Raw genomic sequence first — 16,454 nt, 5'->3', positions numbered from 1 at the left:
TTTGTATTAGTTTACAAATCCCCAGGCAATCCCTAACCTGATGATTAAACCAGGATAAGGATAATGAGGAGCAGCAAAATTATTATTGGTAAACCCAAACATGGTACCCTTGCCGGTAGTGTTGGGTAAACCCCTGAAAGTATTCAGGTTTTCAGCGCGAACAAACGCCCTGAAGGAATTGATGCGGAAATGAATAAATGCGTCTATGTCGGGCAGCTTGTATTTAACGGTTGTTTCGTCCTGGTAAAAAAACTGGCCCAAAAGCGGCGAATAATTGTTGCCTTTGTAATTGGTACGGTAGCGGGTATCAAAGCCCATAGCTATTTTAAGTTTATTATATCCCAGGTTGCCGTCATACATAAACCGGTTACGGGTAAATACTGCAGGTACATTTACCGGACCGTTCCCAATTACCTGCTGAACATAAGCGTCTGCTACCCATTTAAACTGATCTTTTTTACCGGCAGCAAAAATCTTGTGAGCTGCTATTTGCAGCATGTTGAAAATAGACGCCTGGTTAATAGTATAAAAATCGGTGTAATAAATATAATTATTTACCAGGTAGTAATGACCGCTCAGACCTAGCTTTAACAAAGGTTGGTAAATATGAGCATACAGATGTGTGCTGTTTTCCTTTTTCAGATCAATACTTGCGGGCATTAAATAAAATGAGCTGTTGGAATTGGTGATATAGGACGGGGAACGGTTCACATTTTCAAAACCCAGCTGAAGCGACCCGATCTTTTCACCCAATAAACTTTGAATGCTGGCCGCCGCTTCATAATCGCCGGCATTCATCCCAACAAAATACAGGGTTCCTTTTGCCAAAAGATCCCAGCGCCGGTTTTTGGTGCGGTTACGATATTCTCCATGCCCGATCACATTATAACCGGAAGTAATTACATCATCGCTATAATTAATTCCATCGGATGTTTCTGTTACCGCATCCCTGAAAACACCTTTCAGGTTTTGTAAAGCCACTCCTACTTTTAAAAACTGCTGCGTGTTTTTTTCATCGGGAAAAGTATAAATTGAAAAATCATTCATCAGCTCCCGCCAGTAGTCTTCTCTGCGGAAAGGAGAGGTTAAGCTTTCGAGGTGATATGTTTCCCGGTAATAATCCTCAATAGGATTTTTGTCGGAAAACAAATACCTGTAAGCACTGTACCTGATAGTATGTTCCAGCCGGACGCGGGGGAAAAACAGGGGTACTACTGTACTGTCGGTAACCAGCGAATCTTTACGTCCGAGATCAAATTGCTGGCGCATCAGGGCATTAAAATCTTCATAATTATTACCCGTAGGAACTTCAGTGCTGAAAAAATTAGCAGACACCCCCGCATCACCGCCTAGCCGGGTACGTACCCGTATGCGATCGGCATAATCGGGATTATCTATATAATTTACAGAAGTATCAATGCCACCGTTTTCGCCAGCCTTCAGCTTATTGGCTACAATAGCGATATAGTTATGGTAGCGTTTGTTTACGGATTGTACCGAGTTGGTCAGTACATAATTATTATGGCTGGTTTTCTGATTACGGAATATACCCGGGGCACTGATCAACCGGTACTGAAGGCCAATATTCCAGTTAGGTGTTCTGTTTTGGGTGTGCATCAGCTCAATGTACTGCTCGCTGCGTGTGCCCAGCATATAGCTGATCTCGGAATAAGGCCGGGTGGTGGTAAAAAAACGGGCGTTCTCGATCTTATACTTATATATATCATAGGCATGAAAGCCCGCGTCCCATCCGGCTTTCATGTTGGGTGAAAATAAAAAAGACTGCGCGGCACTTCCGGTATTTCCCAGGTAATAATAATCTGCAGGAATAGGATATTTGACCGTAAAATCATTAATGGAAGAATCCAGCCTGTAGGTACGTGCCGTATCTAAATAACGATAGCTGATCGTAATAGAGTCTTCAAACTTATCACGATGACCAATGGTATCAGTACCACCACCAGAGCCCCCGCTCATTCCCCTGAACCGGTCGCCCACGCTTCTTAGTGCGCCTTGTGAATAAGCCGAACAACTGATCAGTATAAATATGAATGCGGAAAAAAACCTCATCAAACCCTATATAGCTTTTATCAATTCTGTAAATAAATACGCCAGCTTCGGTTCAGCCGCATGGGCAGCTTCCAGTACTTCTTCGTGAGTGATCACATTTTCTTCTTCCCTTATACCCAGGTCGGTAATAACGCTCACCGCGAATACCTCCATTCCCATGTGGTTGGCAACAATACACTCCTGTACCGTACTCATACCTACGGCATCGGCGCCTACAATCTGTATAAGCCGGTATTCGGCCCTTGTTTCAAAAGTGGGCCCGGTTACAGCAAAATATACACCTTCATGCAGTTGAATATTGCCTGCAGCGCCTATTGCTTTGGCCCTGGCAATCAAATGCTTTTTGTAAGGCTCGCTCATGTCGGGAAAGCGTGTACCCCATTCCTCTATATTTTTGCCAATTAAAGGATTTGGTGTACCAAAGCTGATATGATCATTAATGATCATAATGTCGCCCACATTAAAAGCTGGATTAACACCTCCGGCGGCATTGCTCAGCAAAAGTGTTTCTATACCCATCATTTTTAAAACCCGAATGGGGAAAGCCACTTCCTGGGGCGTATATCCTTCATAAAAATGAAAGCGGCCGTTCATTGCTACTATTTTCTTTCCCGAAAGCTCCCCAAAGATCAGCTTTCCCGAATGACCTTTCACTGTAGATACAGGAAAATGAGGGATATCCGTATAAGGAACTTCTTTTTCTACTTTTATTTTCCCGGCAAAATTGCCCAATCCGCTTCCTAAAACAATAGCAATTTTAGCCTGCCCGTTGTATTGATCGTTCAAAAACGCTGCGGTTTCATTCACTTTTTCTACAATGCCCTTGCTCATAGGGAATAATTATTTTAATGTGAGCAAATATAGTGAAAGGAACAGCTTCATTAAGGTAGAAAAAGTTAATAGTGCATTTGACGGGGTTTCCGATTATATGAACCAACAGCGATTGCTTTAATCATTACAATGATACAAAATCATGAGTTTCATCAGGTCAATATATGACATTTATCAGTAAATAGAAAAGTAGCTGTACAAGACGTAAACATCTCACTACCATAAGGAAACAGTTTAAATATCCTTTTAAAGTCAAAATCCGGATTTTCACTGGACCTGCAAAATTACTTGGGCGAAAAAAAGAAGGAATTCATCTTTAAAAACAGGTCATTCATCGAATATGCCCCAAACCACATTTGTGCCCGATTTATTTTCGTGTCGGATTTGGAAATAAGCCTTCAAGCCACAGCCCTAAAACAATTTAAATGAACAAAAGCATCGCTCTGATCCATTTTTTGTATGAAGCCGGACTTAATAACGCTCTTTACCTTACCCAACCGTAAACTGTTATTATTCTCCTTTTAATTCAATTATAACTCACATTTTTTCTATATCAATTTTAAAACTCATAAAAATATACAAACATGAAAAGAACATTAATTTTATCTGCTGCATTTTTTGGTTTTGCTACCGCATCTCAGGCTCAAAGCACCAATACAGATAATGTTACATTAAATGTAAAACTCAACCCCATTCAGACATTGATTGTAAACCAAAGCCAAAAAGAAGTAAACCTGGAGTACACAACTGTTGCACAATATGCAAACGGTGTAAGCGCTGCACAGGCAGATCACCTGAAAATATATAGCACTGGTGGATTTCAGGTAAAGGTAAAAAGCTCAGGTTCTGAACTTACAACCTCTAAAACAGGCCCTGCAGGCAACATCAATGCCAACACTATTCAAATAGTTCCGACTGCGGGTACAAAAGCTGTAAGCAATGCACAATACACAGCCTCTCCCCTTTCTGCTGATGAAAAGGTTATCGTATCTGCTACTACAGGTGGTGTAGACAAAAGCGTTAATATAGAATATAAAGGCGCAGGTGCTGATGCTTATATTAACAATTATGTAGCGGGCCAAAATCCTACAAAATATACTACAACCGTTACTTATACAATTATAGCACAATAATAAAACAAGCTTTGGTTAATATTAAAAGAAGAGGCTGACTTTTAGACGGCCTCTTCTTTGTATTTTAGCTCCAAAAAAAATGAGATTGTTTCAAACATCCATTGTAGTATCCCTTTTAAGCCTTTTCATTTGCCCTGTAATCGCACAAACCGGAGTTTCGGTTTCTCCTCCCAGGTTGTATTTTGAAGTAAACGAGGGACATAGCAGCACACAGAAAGTAGTAGTAACTAATGTAAGTACCAACCACACTTTAAACCTTGCGGTATCATTAAGTGATTGGGCCTATGATTTGAAAGGAGAAAACATTACGTATACCGCAGGATCTCTGCCCAACTCCTGCGCAGGTTGGATAACTATTAAAGAAGCTGACAAATACTTTTCTCTACGTCCCGGAGAAATAAAGGAAATCGAAGTGACTATTTCCACACCGGATACCTTACCGGATAGTATCGGAGCGCATACCGCACTGCTGTTCGTTACACAAATGAACCCGGTAAACGACATGGATTACAGGGGAACTGATATTAAAGTAAGCATACGCTCAGGGATTAAAATTTTTCACAAAACGGTAAAGGCAAGGAACAAAAAAGTTGAAATAAGAAATTTACAATTTGATAAAGAGCAAAAAAACATCATCCTTAGCTTTGACAATACCGGTGTCATATGGTGTGATGGCACTATCTACACGGACCTGGTTAATATGGGATCCGGCAAAAAAATACCTGCTCAACCTATTGTATTTTATTCAATGCCCGGCAATAAACGTGAAACAAGAATTTTATTACCCGAAAATCTTGAGAAAGGGAAATATACCGCCACTGTTATTATGGATTACGGTATGGAGGATGTACTGGAAGTGGCCGAACTTACATTTACTTATGAGTAACAAACTGCGGCTATATTTATTATGCATGGCGGCTATACTAACCTGTAAAGCCAAAGGACAGAATATTAATTTCAGTTCATGGAGTAATAACTATTTACAGGTAGACTCATACGCAGGTAACACAAGCACCAATGCCTTTTCGCTATCGCTATCAGGTAACGGCAATATCAATGTTTCGAAATGGAAAATATCGGTAAGATTAAAACAAGCGGTAATGGCTTCCAACGGGCAGGAGCTTCCTGCTAACATGATAAGCCTGCAGCCAACAACTACATCGGGGCAGGCTTACCCGGGCCCCATACCCACAATTACACAAATAGGTGCCCCCTTAAATGTAACGCTGCAGCTTGGTCAGGAAGTGTTTTTAATACCGCAATCCAATGCCAGCCTGTATAACAGTCCCGCTTCCCCCAATGGTTATTATGAGCTGCAGTTACTATACAACCTGACAATAGCCGGCGGAGCTTATCTTGGTAAATTCCCGGCATGGAGCACCTTATTTCTTCCACTTGAATTTAAAGTTTACGATCAGAATAATAATATAATAGGATTACGGGAACACTCCTATCAATTACAGATAGGAGCACTTTCTGGCAGCCCGCCGGTAACCAATCAATATTCTATACAGGTGGGATCAGGTGCGCGGAACGGGCTACTGGAGTTTAAAACGATTAATGATTATGTTAACGGTGTTACAGTAACTTACCCCGGCGCCCTGGTAATAAATGCCAACACCAGTTATCAGATAAGAGTAAAATCGGTGCCCGCCGCCTTTACATCTGTAACAGGTAATACCTTACCGCTAAATACAGTAATGGTACAAGTAAACAGTACATCAGGCAGTATGACAAGTAGCAGTGCAGCCTGGCTTAGCGCGGCCTTTCAAAAAATCGCAACAGGATCATCAAGCAGCACGGCTGTTTACTATGATATCATTTATTCTACCAAGCCTCAAGACCTATCTCTTATTGAAGCAAAAATGGACAATTATACCACAACGCTTCAATATGAGATCACGCCACAATAGCAGTAAATATGAATCTTAACGCTTTACAAAAAGCCTTACTTTTTCTGATGCTATTATGCTTTGGCGGATATCTTGCAGCAACAGCGCAGGTAAACCGGCAACTGAGTATACAGGTCACTACCGAGAAACACCCTCAAAAAGAAAATCTGCTGGACATGATGGTAAAGATTTCCAAAGCAGATAGTGGCGATTTTGATGGATACCTGAAAGTAATTACGCCAACAGGTTTTACCAGCATTTTGGGAGATTCCATTCCTGTATCAATGGCATCTGATGAAAAAATATTTATTCCGCTAAAAATAATTGCCGGGAATAATATCACTGCCGGGAATGCTCAGTTTTCTCTACAGCTTTTCTCAAAAAACAAGCAACTGATATTAAGCCACAATGTTAAATATGCTATTACAGCTAATGTGCAGTTAAACCTGTTTACCAATCAGCCAATAATAAACCTACATAATATACACGACTCTGTACAGGTAGCTGTTGCAGTAAGCAATACCGGAAATATTGGAGAGGCAGCCACTATTGTATTTAATATACCCGAGCTCACCGGAGAAAAAAACTTTTTTGAATACACCGGATTTATAGACAGAAAAAAAGATACTGTTTTCAAATTCCACTTTCTTGCTCCTGAAAAACTGCTGAGGCTGGACAGATTTACAGTGCAGGTTGCCGGATTGCGTGGAGCTGAGAAAGAGCTGTTTGGCAATATAGTAATAACCGTACTGAACGTATCCTCATCCAAACGTTATAATAACGTGCAAACAAACGACCTGGGTTCACTTTACCAAAGTAACAGCATTACTGCCAGCTATAGAAGGATAGGTAATAACGTTGATATTTATCAGTTGATGGGTAACACCAATATTGATTTGCCTGCCGGATATGTAAGTTTGAACGGCAGCCTGTATACCCTGAAAAATGACCATGCGCCGATTGTAAGTAATACATATTTATCTTACTATTTAAACGCAAACGAAATACGAATAGGCAATATCAGCCGTACATTAGAAGTTCCGTTTTTTGGACGCGGAGCTGAAATAACCATCAATAATAAAATAAAAAGCAGGGGCTTGCAGGCCGGGTTTATCGACGAGAACTTTAACCTCATTCAAAAAAGCAGCTTCTTAAAAAATGGTTACGGCTTCTATGCTGTTGGCATGTTTAATCAACAAAACACATTAAACAACGGTACCTTCAATTATATATTTAAAGAAGACGTGTATGAAAAAGCAATGCATCACGTGGTAGGCAGCGAAATCAATCACAATCTGGGCAAGTCTGACCATGTGAAAGTGAGGTTGTATGAAGGTTACAGCAAGTATCAATCTGAAAAAAATCAGAACTTTTCGACAGCTGTAGAGGTACAACATATTGGGGAGTACAAAACTATAAGAACCTCTGGTAATTATTTTTACAGCACAAAATATTTTCCAGGCAACAGGCGCGGCTTGCTGCAACTGCAACAAACATTCACAAAATCGTTAAGTAACACTTCTTCACTTTATGCAAGCGTTTTCGCTTCTGATTTTGCGCCACGGTCCTACACTTACAATATGAACATAAAGTCAACCAATATCAGAACAGATGCGGGCATTAACCTGCCCCGTTTGAAAAAAATAAACTTAACAATTACTTACCAATATCAACACGAAACATCTAACAGTATCAACCGCCAGCTGAATATAGCAGACACAGGAAACCTCTTGTCAATGGATGCACACAGGCTGGCTTCAAATTTAAACTGGACAAGCCCCAACCAGTACCACTCTTTTATTATAGGCATGGACGGCGGCATGGTTCGCTATCCTGAAAACACAACACATCCGCTTCAGTTTAAACTGAACAGCTCATATGTTTTCAAAGCTATTAATTTCAATGTCATTTACCAGCACGGAAGTTATTTCTTATCTGAATATGCTACAACCAGACGAACGGGCATTAATAATAATTATAAAAGATTGATGCTGTCGATAAACATCAACCAATCTATTTTCAGTAAAAAGCTTTTAATCAATTCCGGAGCCAGCTACATAAATGATTATATGATAGGGAAAGCACCTTCGGCCTATGTCAATCTCAGGTATGCCCCAAAAGAGCGCTACTTTGTTTTTCTAAATACTTCCTGGTTCAGGTACAACTTGTCCAATACCGGGTTCGATATACCGCCTACATCAGTAGCATCTGCGGAGCTTGGATTTACTTTTAATTTCAAATCATCCAAAGCATCCCCGGGTAAAAAAGGAACGGTTCAGGCAATGGTATATTATGATAATAACGGCAACAATATCTTTGACAAAGGAGACGCTACTGCAAGCAACCATATAATTGTAATCAACAACACTTCTTTCCAAACAAACACTAAAGGACAACTCTTATATAAGTCAGTTCCGTTTGGGAAATACAATATCCAATCCAGCGCACAGCAGGGGTGGTTTAGTAAAGAAAAAGAGATTGTATTGAAGGAATATAAATCCAATATAGAAATCCCATTGCACCAAAGCGGAACCATTTCCGGTAAAATAGAATATGATATAGACATAAGAACATCTTTACATTTTGAGCCTCGTTTTGATGGCATTATCTTTAACATATATAACCAGGAAGGCAAAATAGTGCAAAGGATAAGTACTGATGATTCGGGAGCGTTCATGTCTTTTTTACCAACGGGAACTTATCAGTTAATGCTGGATGAAAAATCGCTGCCGGATAACACCTATGTTTCCGATACCGGTGCAACTGCCTTTAGCATCAGCAGTGGTAAAATCACTTCCATTCCTACCTTTACCATCAAAGCAAAAGAAAAGAAAAGAATAGTGAAAAAATTTGGGGATTAGTTGGTTAGAGATCGTTTTATCCATACCCAAATGATTAAAACACCTCTTTTTCTCAATTAAAGCTAAAGAGCAATAAGAATGTAATGCCATGGTGCAGTACGGCCGTGAAGCAGCAGATGCTTACATAAAAAATTAAAAATAGATTAAGACAGATAAGCCTGCTGAAAATTTCGTAATGGGTGATATGAAGCATAAAAGTTTTTCAAAAATCAGATGCGTTTGCTCTTACCTGGTTATATATCTTTGGGATATTGCCGGTCCTGCATTCATCATACACCCGGCAATGTAACAGCCCTTTAAACAAAGCTGAGAGATGGGTAGGGAGCGCATCAGGTATTATCTCCCGACCTCATATTCTCTCCGTCCTTAAAATGCAATCTTCTGAATACCAGTCCTGATATAATGGTTAAACCACCCACCACTAAAAAAGTATAACGGAAAGCATTATGAATTTCATTATGTATAAGCGCCGTATTACCCTGAAAAATTTTAAGTACAATCAGGCCAAAAGCCACGCCAAAGCCAATCGCCAGCTGCTGATTTACAGAAAGCAGAGAATTTCCGCTGCTGGTATGATACTCCCTTAAATCGGCTATGGAAATGGTGTTCATAGAAGTGAACTGAATGGAATTAAAAAATCCCAGAACAGCAATAACAGGAATATACCAGTAGATAGAAGTATGAGTACCCGGTATAGCCATACAGCAAATCAACATTCCGATAATGAAGGTATTGATCATTAAAGTACTTCTGTATCCCAGCCTGTTGAGGATCCGGATCACTACCGATTTGCCAAACATTGCCGTTAAAGCCATTGGGGCCACAATCCAGCCCGATGTAACTGCCGACTGTCCGTACGCCACCTGTATCATCAAAGGTAAAAGTAACGGAACCGAGCTTATTCCCAGGCGTGTGGCCAGGTTGCCTAATATTCCTACGCGAAAAGTTCTTACCTGGAATAAATTCAATGGAAAAATAGGGTTATCGTCCCGCCTGGCATGGCGGTAATAAAGGTAAAGCATCAGAAACCCCAGGGAAATGACCAGCAAAACCGGCGTAACATGCATAGTATTGCCGAACAGTTCGAGTGCAATGGAAAGCAGCAGTGATGCAGTTGCAAATATCAGAAATCCCTTTAAATCAAAATCTATAACAGAAGACCGGTAATCGGGCATAAACTTTATGCTTAATAATATTCCTGTAAGCCCTATCGGGATATTGATAAGAAAGATCCAGTGCCAGGACAAATAATCTACCATGTAACCACCAACCAGAGGCCCTAATACAGGACCGATCAATGCAGGAATAATAGCAAAATTCATTGCCTTCAGCAATTCGTTTTTGGGAAATGTTTTGATAAGCGCCAGTTTTCCCACAGGAGTCATCAGGCTTCCGCCCACTCCCTGGACTACCCTCGACACAACGAGTTGTGTTAAATTTTGAGAAAGCGAGCAAAACAAAGAGCCTGAGGCAAACAGCACCAACGATGAAATAAAAACCTTTTTAGTACCAAATTTATCAGCCAGGAAACCGCTTACGGGCATAAACAGGGCCAGCGTTAAAACATAACTGATAATAGCATTCTGCATATTCATGGGAGATTCATCCAGATCTTTTGCTATGGCCGGAAGAGAAGTATTTAAAATCGTAGAGTCCAGCATCTGCATAAATATGGATGTTGCCAGGATAACGGGAAGCACCTTCCTGGTTGAGCCTAAGCGCTGATCAGCATTCATCGGATCCATTTGTTATTGATTTTCAAAATTATCACGAATATAAAAAACCTGCAGGTAAGAGGTCATGGGCATACATTACAAATTAAATATCGCTGCCTGTAATGCTAAACACGCGTCAAACTTTACATCTTATATCGCAAACCCTTAACTTCGTGCCAAATGTTTTTATTATGAACCTTCATGAATATCAGGCTAAAGAGTTACTAAAAAAATACAATGTCCCGGTACAGGACGGCTATGCATGCAGCTCTGTTCAGGAAGCCGAAGAAGCATACAGGAAAATTAAAACGGATACAGGAAGTAAATTTGCCGTGGTAAAAGCGCAAATACATGCAGGTGGCCGAGGAAAAGGAACGGTAAAGGAAAGCGGCCTGAACGGTGTAAAAGTAGCCAAATCTTTAGAAGACATAGAAGAGTTTGCAAAGGGCCTTTTAGGCGGCACATTAGTTACGGTGCAAACAGGCCCTGCGGGAAAAGTGGTGAACAAAATATATGTAGCCCAGGATATGTATTATGACGGGCCAAGCGAAAGACAGGAATTTTACTTATCGATACTCTTAGACCGCTCTACAGGCAAAAATGTAATTATGTATAGTACCGAGGGAGGTATGAACATAGAGGATGTAGCGCACGATACGCCGGAGAAAATATTTAAGGAGTGGGTACATCCTGCCGGTGGATTACTGGGTTTCCAGGCAAGAAAAATAGCGTTCAACCTGGGCCTGAAAGGCGAAGCATTTAAAAACTGCGTAAAATTTGTCACTAACATTTACAATGCTTACGTAGGGCTCGATTGCAGTATGCTGGAGATCAACCCGCTGTTTAAAGCGGCTGATGATAAGATCATTGCTGTTGACTGTAAAATGAATTTAGATGATAACGCCATGATCCGCCATGCAGATCTGACCGCCCTGCGTGATATTACAGAGGAAGACCCTACAGAAGTAGAAGCAGGTAAGTATAACCTGAACTTTGTAAAGCTGGATGGTAATGTAGGCTGTATGGTAAATGGCGCGGGTCTTGCTATGGCCACCATGGACATGATCAAGCTAAGCGGCGGGGAACCGGCTAATTTTCTTGATGTGGGCGGCACTGCCAATGCCCAAACTGTAGAAGCAGGATTTAAAATAATTATGAAAGACCCTGCCGTAAAAGCAATCCTTATTAATATTTTCGGCGGTATTGTTCGCTGCGACCGGGTAGCTGCCGGAGTTATTGAGGCTTATAAGAACCTGGGCAATATAGATATTCCCATTATTGTAAGACTGCAGGGGACAAATGCCGAAGAAGCTAAAAAACTGATAGATGAAAGTGGCCTTAAAGTTCAGTCGGCCATCCTGTTAAGCGAAGCAGCCGACCTGGTAAAAAAAGCCGTGGCTTAATTTACAAAATCCTTAACCCATATCTTTAAAAGCGGACTTTGAATCAGTCCGCTTTTATTATTATATGCTTTCAGTCCCAGGTAAATTTATGCATGAAACTTCCCCGCAAACTGCGTATGTCTCCCTCAGGTTCCACGGGCCGCTAAATAAAAAAATTTCCAGATTAGTTTCCGGTATTTGTGAAAAGCCGAGGCAATATAACAGCATTATCGGTAAATCCGTCCCATATGCTCATCGAGGTATTGCATAGTATATGCATACCCATAATCAAATATGTGCCGGGCGTTTTTTTTATCGAACATGCTAAATCGGGTCATATCAGGAGGGCTGATAAAAAGGTCGCACTGTTTAGCTTTCTGATATACGGGCTGACCCAGGGCCAGGTGAACAACACGGTCAAACAAGCGCCTTCCGGAAAGTATGGCGCCTTCCTGGTACGAAAGGGCATTTACATTCACACCAATTAATATATCGCACTGATCCTGTATCGGCTCAACAGGCAGGTTATTAACAATTCCGCCATCCAGGAAATATTGCGCTGCAATTTTAGTTACCGGGAATACAAAGGGTATACTTGCGGAAGCCATGAGGGCTTCATCCAGAAGACCATCGTTAAAGTAAACAGACCTGCCGGAAACAATATCCGTTGCTGCAGCATACAGTGGCAGCTTAAGGCTGCTGAAGCTATTTTCAGGAAAATAAAGATGAAAAATCTTCAATAACATCTGGCGGTCAAACAAAGCAGAAGTACTGAACCGCAGAGCACGTGGGCTAAAAAAATTCAGATGCGACACAATCTCTATCAGGTCATCGGGTTTATATCCTGCTGCGTAAAAAGCACCTACAATTGCCCCGGCACTGGTGCCCGATATAAGAGATGGCTGAAGATCCTTTTCCTCTAAAGCTTTTAATACACCCAAATGAGCAATACCTCTCAGCCCTCCCCCGGATAGGGCAACTCCAACCACTTTCTTTTTCTTTTTAAAAAACAGCATTACTTCAAAGCTAAGGCATCGGGCTTATACTGGCACTATATTTCAGCGCCACCGCCCTATGCTGATGATACCGGTGATTGGGGCAGGCTCAGTCATTACAGGGCTATCAACTGCCCATATGGGCCAGTTTTTTTAAAATACTTTAATACAGGTTCGGGAAGCGGCTTTCATCTTAGAGAGATTTGTTTCCATTTCTTTTAAGCTGCTACTCAAAGATGCCTCGTCAAAAGCTGCAACAGCGGCGTATTTCAGAGCTGGAAACAGAAAAGCAACTCACGGTTGCCGAAGCTCTATAAAAGAAATGCGCCGGGTAGCGCACAATATGATGCCCGAATCATTAGTAAAATTCGGGCAGGATGCGGCTTTAAGGGACTTTTGTAATGACATTGTGAAAAGCGGCGCTTTGCAGGTGCATTATGAATGTATTAATATGGAAAATGCCGTAAACGATCAAACCATATCTGTCACTGTTTACCGTATTGTCCAGGAGCTGATCCATAATATTATTAAACATGCCGCTGCAAAAAAAAACTATTGTGCAGCTAAGTAAAACTGACGGCATGCTATTTATTACAGCAGAAGATGATGGGAACGGCTTTGAAGCTGATGCACTACAACGAACAAAGGGTATTAGCTGGAGCAATATTAAAAACCGGGTGAATGTTCTAAAAGGAAAAATTGATATACATTCAGTACCGGGTAAAGGCACTTCGGTACTTATTGAACTGCCGGAATTATGACGATTAAAGGTATTTATAGTAGATGACCATTACATGGTAATAGAAGGTATCCGTTCCCTGCTGCAACAGGAACCCGCTGTTGAATGGTTGGGGCATGCTACCAATGCCACCTCCTGCATTGCTTTTTTGCAAAAAGAACAACCGGATATTATTTTAATGGATATTAACCTGCCGGATAAGAGCTGTATAGATCTATACAGGGAAGTAAAAGAAGCATGGCCTTCTGTATTTGTTATCGGGCTCAGCACTTTCAACCAGATCAGCTTTGTAAGCAAGATGATGAATAACGGGGCATCGCGCTATCTTTTAAAAAACGCCACGCAGGCCGAGATCATGGAAGCTATACATATAGTGATGAAAGGCAAATTGTACTTGAGCAGTGAAGCCGCCCAGTCCCTTCATCAGCCGGCCTCACAGGCTATAACGCTTACCAGGCGGGAAAAGGAAGTGTTGGAGCTGACCGCCGAAGGACTTACCAATAACGAGGTGGCAGAAAAACTTTACATCAGCATTACAACAGTAGATACGCACCGCCAAAACCTGCTCAGTAAATTCGATTGCCGTAATGTGGCATCGCTGGTAAGAAAAGCCAGTCAGCTGGATTTTCTCTAAAGCTTATTTATGCCTGCTGCCAGGCTTTCTGTAATACGGCTTTTTACCACCACCCCGCTTTAAAGGAGCCGACATGTATGCCGGCTGACTTCCCAAATGCTCCGGCACTTTATCTTTTTGCACTTCCTTCCCTATCAGCTTTTCAATAGCATGAAATTTCCTCTGGTCTTTTAGATTAACCAGCGTAAATGCGCTGCCATCCGCTTCTGCGCGGGCGGTTCTTCCTATGCGGTGCACATAATCTTCCCCGTCGTGCGGCACATCAAAATTGATGATCAGGTCAATATGATCAATATCAATGCCCCTGCTTAAAATATCGGTAGCTACTAACACCGGTAAACGCCCGCTTTTATATCTCATCAAAACGTCTTCCCTGAAATCCTGTTCCAGGTCGCTGTGTATTTCTCCCGCTTTAACGCCAACCCTTCGCAGATCCTTTGCCAGCTGCTTTACACTTTGTTTACTGCTGCAGAATATCAGCACTGCTTTATATTTCTTTTCCTGTAGCAGGTACTGGATTAATGGGATTTTTTGTTCGTCATATACCATATAGGCACGTTGCACGATCTTTTCGGGTGGTTTGCTCATAGCAATACTGATTTCCACCGGCTGGTACAGGATCCGCTTCGCCAGGAGTTTTATTTTATCTGGCATTGTAGCCGAAAATAAAAGATTCTGCCGCTTTTGCGGAAGATGGTTGATGATAAACATAATATCATCAAAAAAGCCCATATCCAGCATCCGGTCAGCTTCATCAAGCACCAGGTATTGCAGGGTCTGCAGCTTTACATAACCCATTTTAATATGGGCCATCATTTTCCCCGGTGTACATACTACAATATCGGCGCCCGTGCTAAGCGCCCTTTTTTCCTGTATAAAGCTATTGCCGTCTCCTCCTCCATACACTGCAATGGAGCTCAAATTCGTAAAATAGGAAAGCCCCTCAAGGTGCTGCTCAATTTGTACGGCAAGCTCCCTGGTTGGTACTATAATCATGGCATTTACCCCATTGCTCGCGGTACCATTCACAAGCAGGCGATTGATAAGCGGTAATAAGAATGCAGCTGTTTTACCAGTGCCTGTCTGGGCAAAAGCCAGCAGATCTTTTCCATTTAATATTTGAGGGATCGCCTGCTCCTGTATAGGCGTGGCTGTTTCGTAGTTGGAGGCCTCAATACCTTCCATCAGTTGTTCTTCAAAACCGAATTCTGTAAACTTCACTTATATCGGGTTAAAAATGAGTGGCAAAGATACCTGCTTTGTATAACACTTTTATTATGAATTAAAAGCAGTTTTTATTTATACTGATAAAAAAAAGTGTTTTTTGATTAAAAAAGCTAATTTTACTCCCAAATTCTTGAAGCGTTTTTAGCTTTAAGCTCTGAACTGAAACTTAGGAACTTTCAATGACAACGGAGCATAAGTGAAAAAACGCTCACGCTACAGCGTGGGCGCACTTATCGTTGTCGGGTTTCCTAAGGCCCCAGTTCGTAAGTTGCTGCCTGCGCTTATTTTATTGCAGCCAGCCAATTGTTTAACACTTAAAAAAAACTATACTCAATGAAAAAGTCTAACAATGATTACTATCAGGGATTCGGCTATCCCTGTTCAGACCTTGTAAAATTTGCCAGTTCATTAAGTCTTTTTACGATCATGTTAAAAAACGGGCAGATCATTCACTTCCAGCCCGATAATGCTTCAGACTTCAGAAATTGGCTGCTTAAAAACAATATTGAGGATATAAAGAAGACAGCTACAGGCTGATCTCTGAAATCAGCATTTAAAAAATGACAGCCCTTATATTGGGTCAGTCAGTGTGTTCAACAGTAATAATAAAAAACGCCGGCAAAGAACTGAAGGTTCAAAATCATGGGAACCAGAGCAAAGCGTATCGGGATACCTTAATGTCGTCCAACAAAAAACCCTCCAAGTAAACTTGAAGGGTTCAAGAAGAATGGCAGCTACCTACTCTCCCGTCCCGATGACTATCGGGATGGTGCAGTACCATCGGCCTTAAGGGGCTTATCCGCCGCAACAGAGATCGGTAAGGGCAGAGGGAACTCTGCTAAAAAAGCAATACAGCATTGCGCATAAAAAAAGCCTCACATTTTTGTGAGGCTCTCTAAGAAGAATGGCAGCTACCTACTCTCCCGCATTGTGGTGCAGTACCATCGGCCTTAAGGGGCTTAACTTCTCTGTTCG

14 protein-coding genes are annotated in these 16,454 nt (G+C 41.5%); 9 read left to right on the top strand and 5 right to left on the bottom strand.

The window, feature by feature from the left end; all coding sequences use genetic code 11:
• Positions 1 to 6: 6 nt before the first annotated feature.
• Together ACYVBM_RS01330 and ACYVBM_RS01325 are read right to left on the bottom strand one after the other, a co-directional pair.
• Positions 7 to 2,070: a putative porin gene (locus ACYVBM_RS01330; RefSeq protein ID WP_460683805.1), complete on the bottom strand. Its 2,064-nt coding sequence runs from the start codon at positions 2,068 to 2,070 to the stop codon at positions 7 to 9.
• A gap of 6 nt (positions 2,071 to 2,076) precedes the next feature.
• The gene (locus tag ACYVBM_RS01325) at positions 2,077 to 2,901 is read right to left on the bottom strand and encodes a purine-nucleoside phosphorylase (protein ID WP_460683804.1); all 825 of its coding nucleotides are present in this window, start codon (positions 2,899 to 2,901) and stop codon (positions 2,077 to 2,079) included.
• Between the two features lie 584 nt (positions 2,902 to 3,485).
• On the opposite strand from ACYVBM_RS01325, the gene ACYVBM_RS01320 reads away from it, so the two are divergent.
• From ACYVBM_RS01320 to ACYVBM_RS01305, 4 genes are all read left to right on the top strand, one after another.
• Positions 3,486 to 4,034 (top strand): hypothetical protein, encoded by a 549-nt coding sequence (locus ACYVBM_RS01320; RefSeq protein WP_460683803.1) that lies wholly within the window; start codon positions 3,486 to 3,488, stop codon positions 4,032 to 4,034.
• 79 nt (positions 4,035 to 4,113) lie between these two features.
• Positions 4,114 to 4,920 carry a fimbrial biogenesis chaperone gene (locus tag ACYVBM_RS01315; protein ID WP_460683802.1) on the top strand — a complete coding sequence of 269 codons (807 nt, stop codon included), beginning with the start codon at positions 4,114 to 4,116 and terminating at the stop codon, positions 4,918 to 4,920.
• Between the two features lie 25 nt (positions 4,921 to 4,945).
• Positions 4,946 to 5,947 (top strand): hypothetical protein, encoded by a 1,002-nt coding sequence (locus ACYVBM_RS01310; RefSeq protein ID WP_460683801.1) that lies wholly within the window; start codon positions 4,946 to 4,948, stop codon positions 5,945 to 5,947.
• A gap of 8 nt (positions 5,948 to 5,955) precedes the next feature.
• Positions 5,956 to 8,787: a hypothetical protein gene (locus tag ACYVBM_RS01305; protein WP_460683800.1), complete on the top strand. Its 2,832-nt coding sequence runs from the start codon at positions 5,956 to 5,958 to the stop codon at positions 8,785 to 8,787.
• A gap of 329 nt (positions 8,788 to 9,116) precedes the next feature.
• Here ACYVBM_RS01305 and ACYVBM_RS01300 read toward each other — a convergent pair whose 3' ends face one another.
• Positions 9,117 to 10,532, bottom strand: a complete 1,416-nt coding sequence (locus ACYVBM_RS01300) for an MFS transporter (RefSeq protein ID WP_460683799.1) — start codon at positions 10,530 to 10,532, stop codon at positions 9,117 to 9,119.
• Positions 10,533 to 10,693: 161 nt separating this feature from the next.
• Here ACYVBM_RS01300 and sucC point away from each other — a divergent pair, with 161 nt between their 5' ends.
• Entirely contained in the window at positions 10,694 to 11,905 is a 1,212-nt protein-coding gene (gene sucC / locus ACYVBM_RS01295; RefSeq protein ID WP_460683798.1) for an ADP-forming succinate--CoA ligase subunit beta, read from the top strand.
• Between the two features lie 206 nt (positions 11,906 to 12,111).
• Here sucC and ACYVBM_RS01290 read toward each other — a convergent pair whose 3' ends face one another.
• A complete protein-coding gene (locus ACYVBM_RS01290; protein ID WP_460683797.1) occupies positions 12,112 to 12,900 on the bottom strand; it encodes a patatin-like phospholipase family protein in 789 nt (262 codons plus the stop codon).
• A gap of 301 nt (positions 12,901 to 13,201) precedes the next feature.
• On the opposite strand from ACYVBM_RS01290, the gene ACYVBM_RS01285 reads away from it, so the two are divergent.
• From ACYVBM_RS01285 to ACYVBM_RS01275, 3 genes are read left to right on the top strand one after another with little or no spacing between them, the layout of a single operon-like run.
• Complete coding sequence (locus tag ACYVBM_RS01285) at positions 13,202 to 13,450, top strand: sensor histidine kinase (protein ID WP_460683796.1); 249 nt, start codon at positions 13,202 to 13,204, stop codon at positions 13,448 to 13,450.
• Positions 13,451 to 13,460: 10 nt separating this feature from the next.
• Positions 13,461 to 13,640, top strand: coding sequence for a hypothetical protein (locus tag ACYVBM_RS01280; RefSeq protein ID WP_460683795.1), 180 nt, complete (start codon positions 13,461 to 13,463; stop codon positions 13,638 to 13,640).
• Positions 13,641 to 13,655: 15 nt separating this feature from the next.
• On the top strand, positions 13,656 to 14,252 hold the full coding sequence (locus ACYVBM_RS01275; RefSeq protein WP_460683842.1) for a response regulator: 597 nt from the start codon (positions 13,656 to 13,658) through the stop codon (positions 14,250 to 14,252).
• Between the two features lie 3 nt (positions 14,253 to 14,255).
• Here ACYVBM_RS01275 and ACYVBM_RS01270 read toward each other — a convergent pair whose 3' ends face one another.
• Positions 14,256 to 15,473: a DEAD/DEAH box helicase gene (locus ACYVBM_RS01270; RefSeq protein WP_460683794.1), complete on the bottom strand. Its 1,218-nt coding sequence runs from the start codon at positions 15,471 to 15,473 to the stop codon at positions 14,256 to 14,258.
• A gap of 339 nt (positions 15,474 to 15,812) precedes the next feature.
• Here ACYVBM_RS01270 and ACYVBM_RS01265 point away from each other — a divergent pair, with 339 nt between their 5' ends.
• Positions 15,813 to 16,016 carry a hypothetical protein gene (locus ACYVBM_RS01265; protein WP_460683793.1) on the top strand — a complete coding sequence of 68 codons (204 nt, stop codon included), beginning with the start codon at positions 15,813 to 15,815 and terminating at the stop codon, positions 16,014 to 16,016.
• Positions 16,017 to 16,454: the final 438 nt, after the last annotated feature.

The sequence above is a fragment of the Niabella aquatica genome, from assembly GCF_054779315.1.
The sequence above is the reverse complement of the archived record's forward strand: the minus strand, read 5'-3'. Positions and strand labels throughout refer to the sequence as shown.

Coding starts and splice junctions, on each gene's coding strand:
- ACYVBM_RS01315 (WP_460683802.1), top strand. CDS start 4,114: ATGAGATTGTTTCAAACATCCATTGTAGTATCCCTTTTAAGCCTTTTC.
- ACYVBM_RS01305 (WP_460683800.1), top strand. CDS start 5,956: ATGAATCTTAACGCTTTACAAAAAGCCTTACTTTTTCTGATGCTATTA.
- ACYVBM_RS01300 (WP_460683799.1), bottom strand. CDS start 10,532: ATGGATCCGATGAATGCTGATCAGCGCTTAGGCTCAACCAGGAAGGTG.
- ACYVBM_RS01280 (WP_460683795.1), top strand. CDS start 13,461: ATGCTATTTATTACAGCAGAAGATGATGGGAACGGCTTTGAAGCTGAT.
- ACYVBM_RS01290 (WP_460683797.1), bottom strand. CDS start 12,900: ATGCTGTTTTTTAAAAAGAAAAAGAAAGTGGTTGGAGTTGCCCTATCC.
- ACYVBM_RS01330 (WP_460683805.1), bottom strand. CDS start 2,070: ATGAGGTTTTTTTCCGCATTCATATTTATACTGATCAGTTGTTCGGCT.
- sucC (WP_460683798.1), top strand. CDS start 10,694: ATGAACCTTCATGAATATCAGGCTAAAGAGTTACTAAAAAAATACAAT.
- ACYVBM_RS01310 (WP_460683801.1), top strand. CDS start 4,946: ATGGCGGCTATACTAACCTGTAAAGCCAAAGGACAGAATATTAATTTC.
- ACYVBM_RS01325 (WP_460683804.1), bottom strand. CDS start 2,901: ATGAGCAAGGGCATTGTAGAAAAAGTGAATGAAACCGCAGCGTTTTTG.
- ACYVBM_RS01285 (WP_460683796.1), top strand. CDS start 13,202: ATGCGCCGGGTAGCGCACAATATGATGCCCGAATCATTAGTAAAATTC.
- ACYVBM_RS01320 (WP_460683803.1), top strand. CDS start 3,486: ATGAAAAGAACATTAATTTTATCTGCTGCATTTTTTGGTTTTGCTACC.
- ACYVBM_RS01265 (WP_460683793.1), top strand. CDS start 15,813: ATGAAAAAGTCTAACAATGATTACTATCAGGGATTCGGCTATCCCTGT.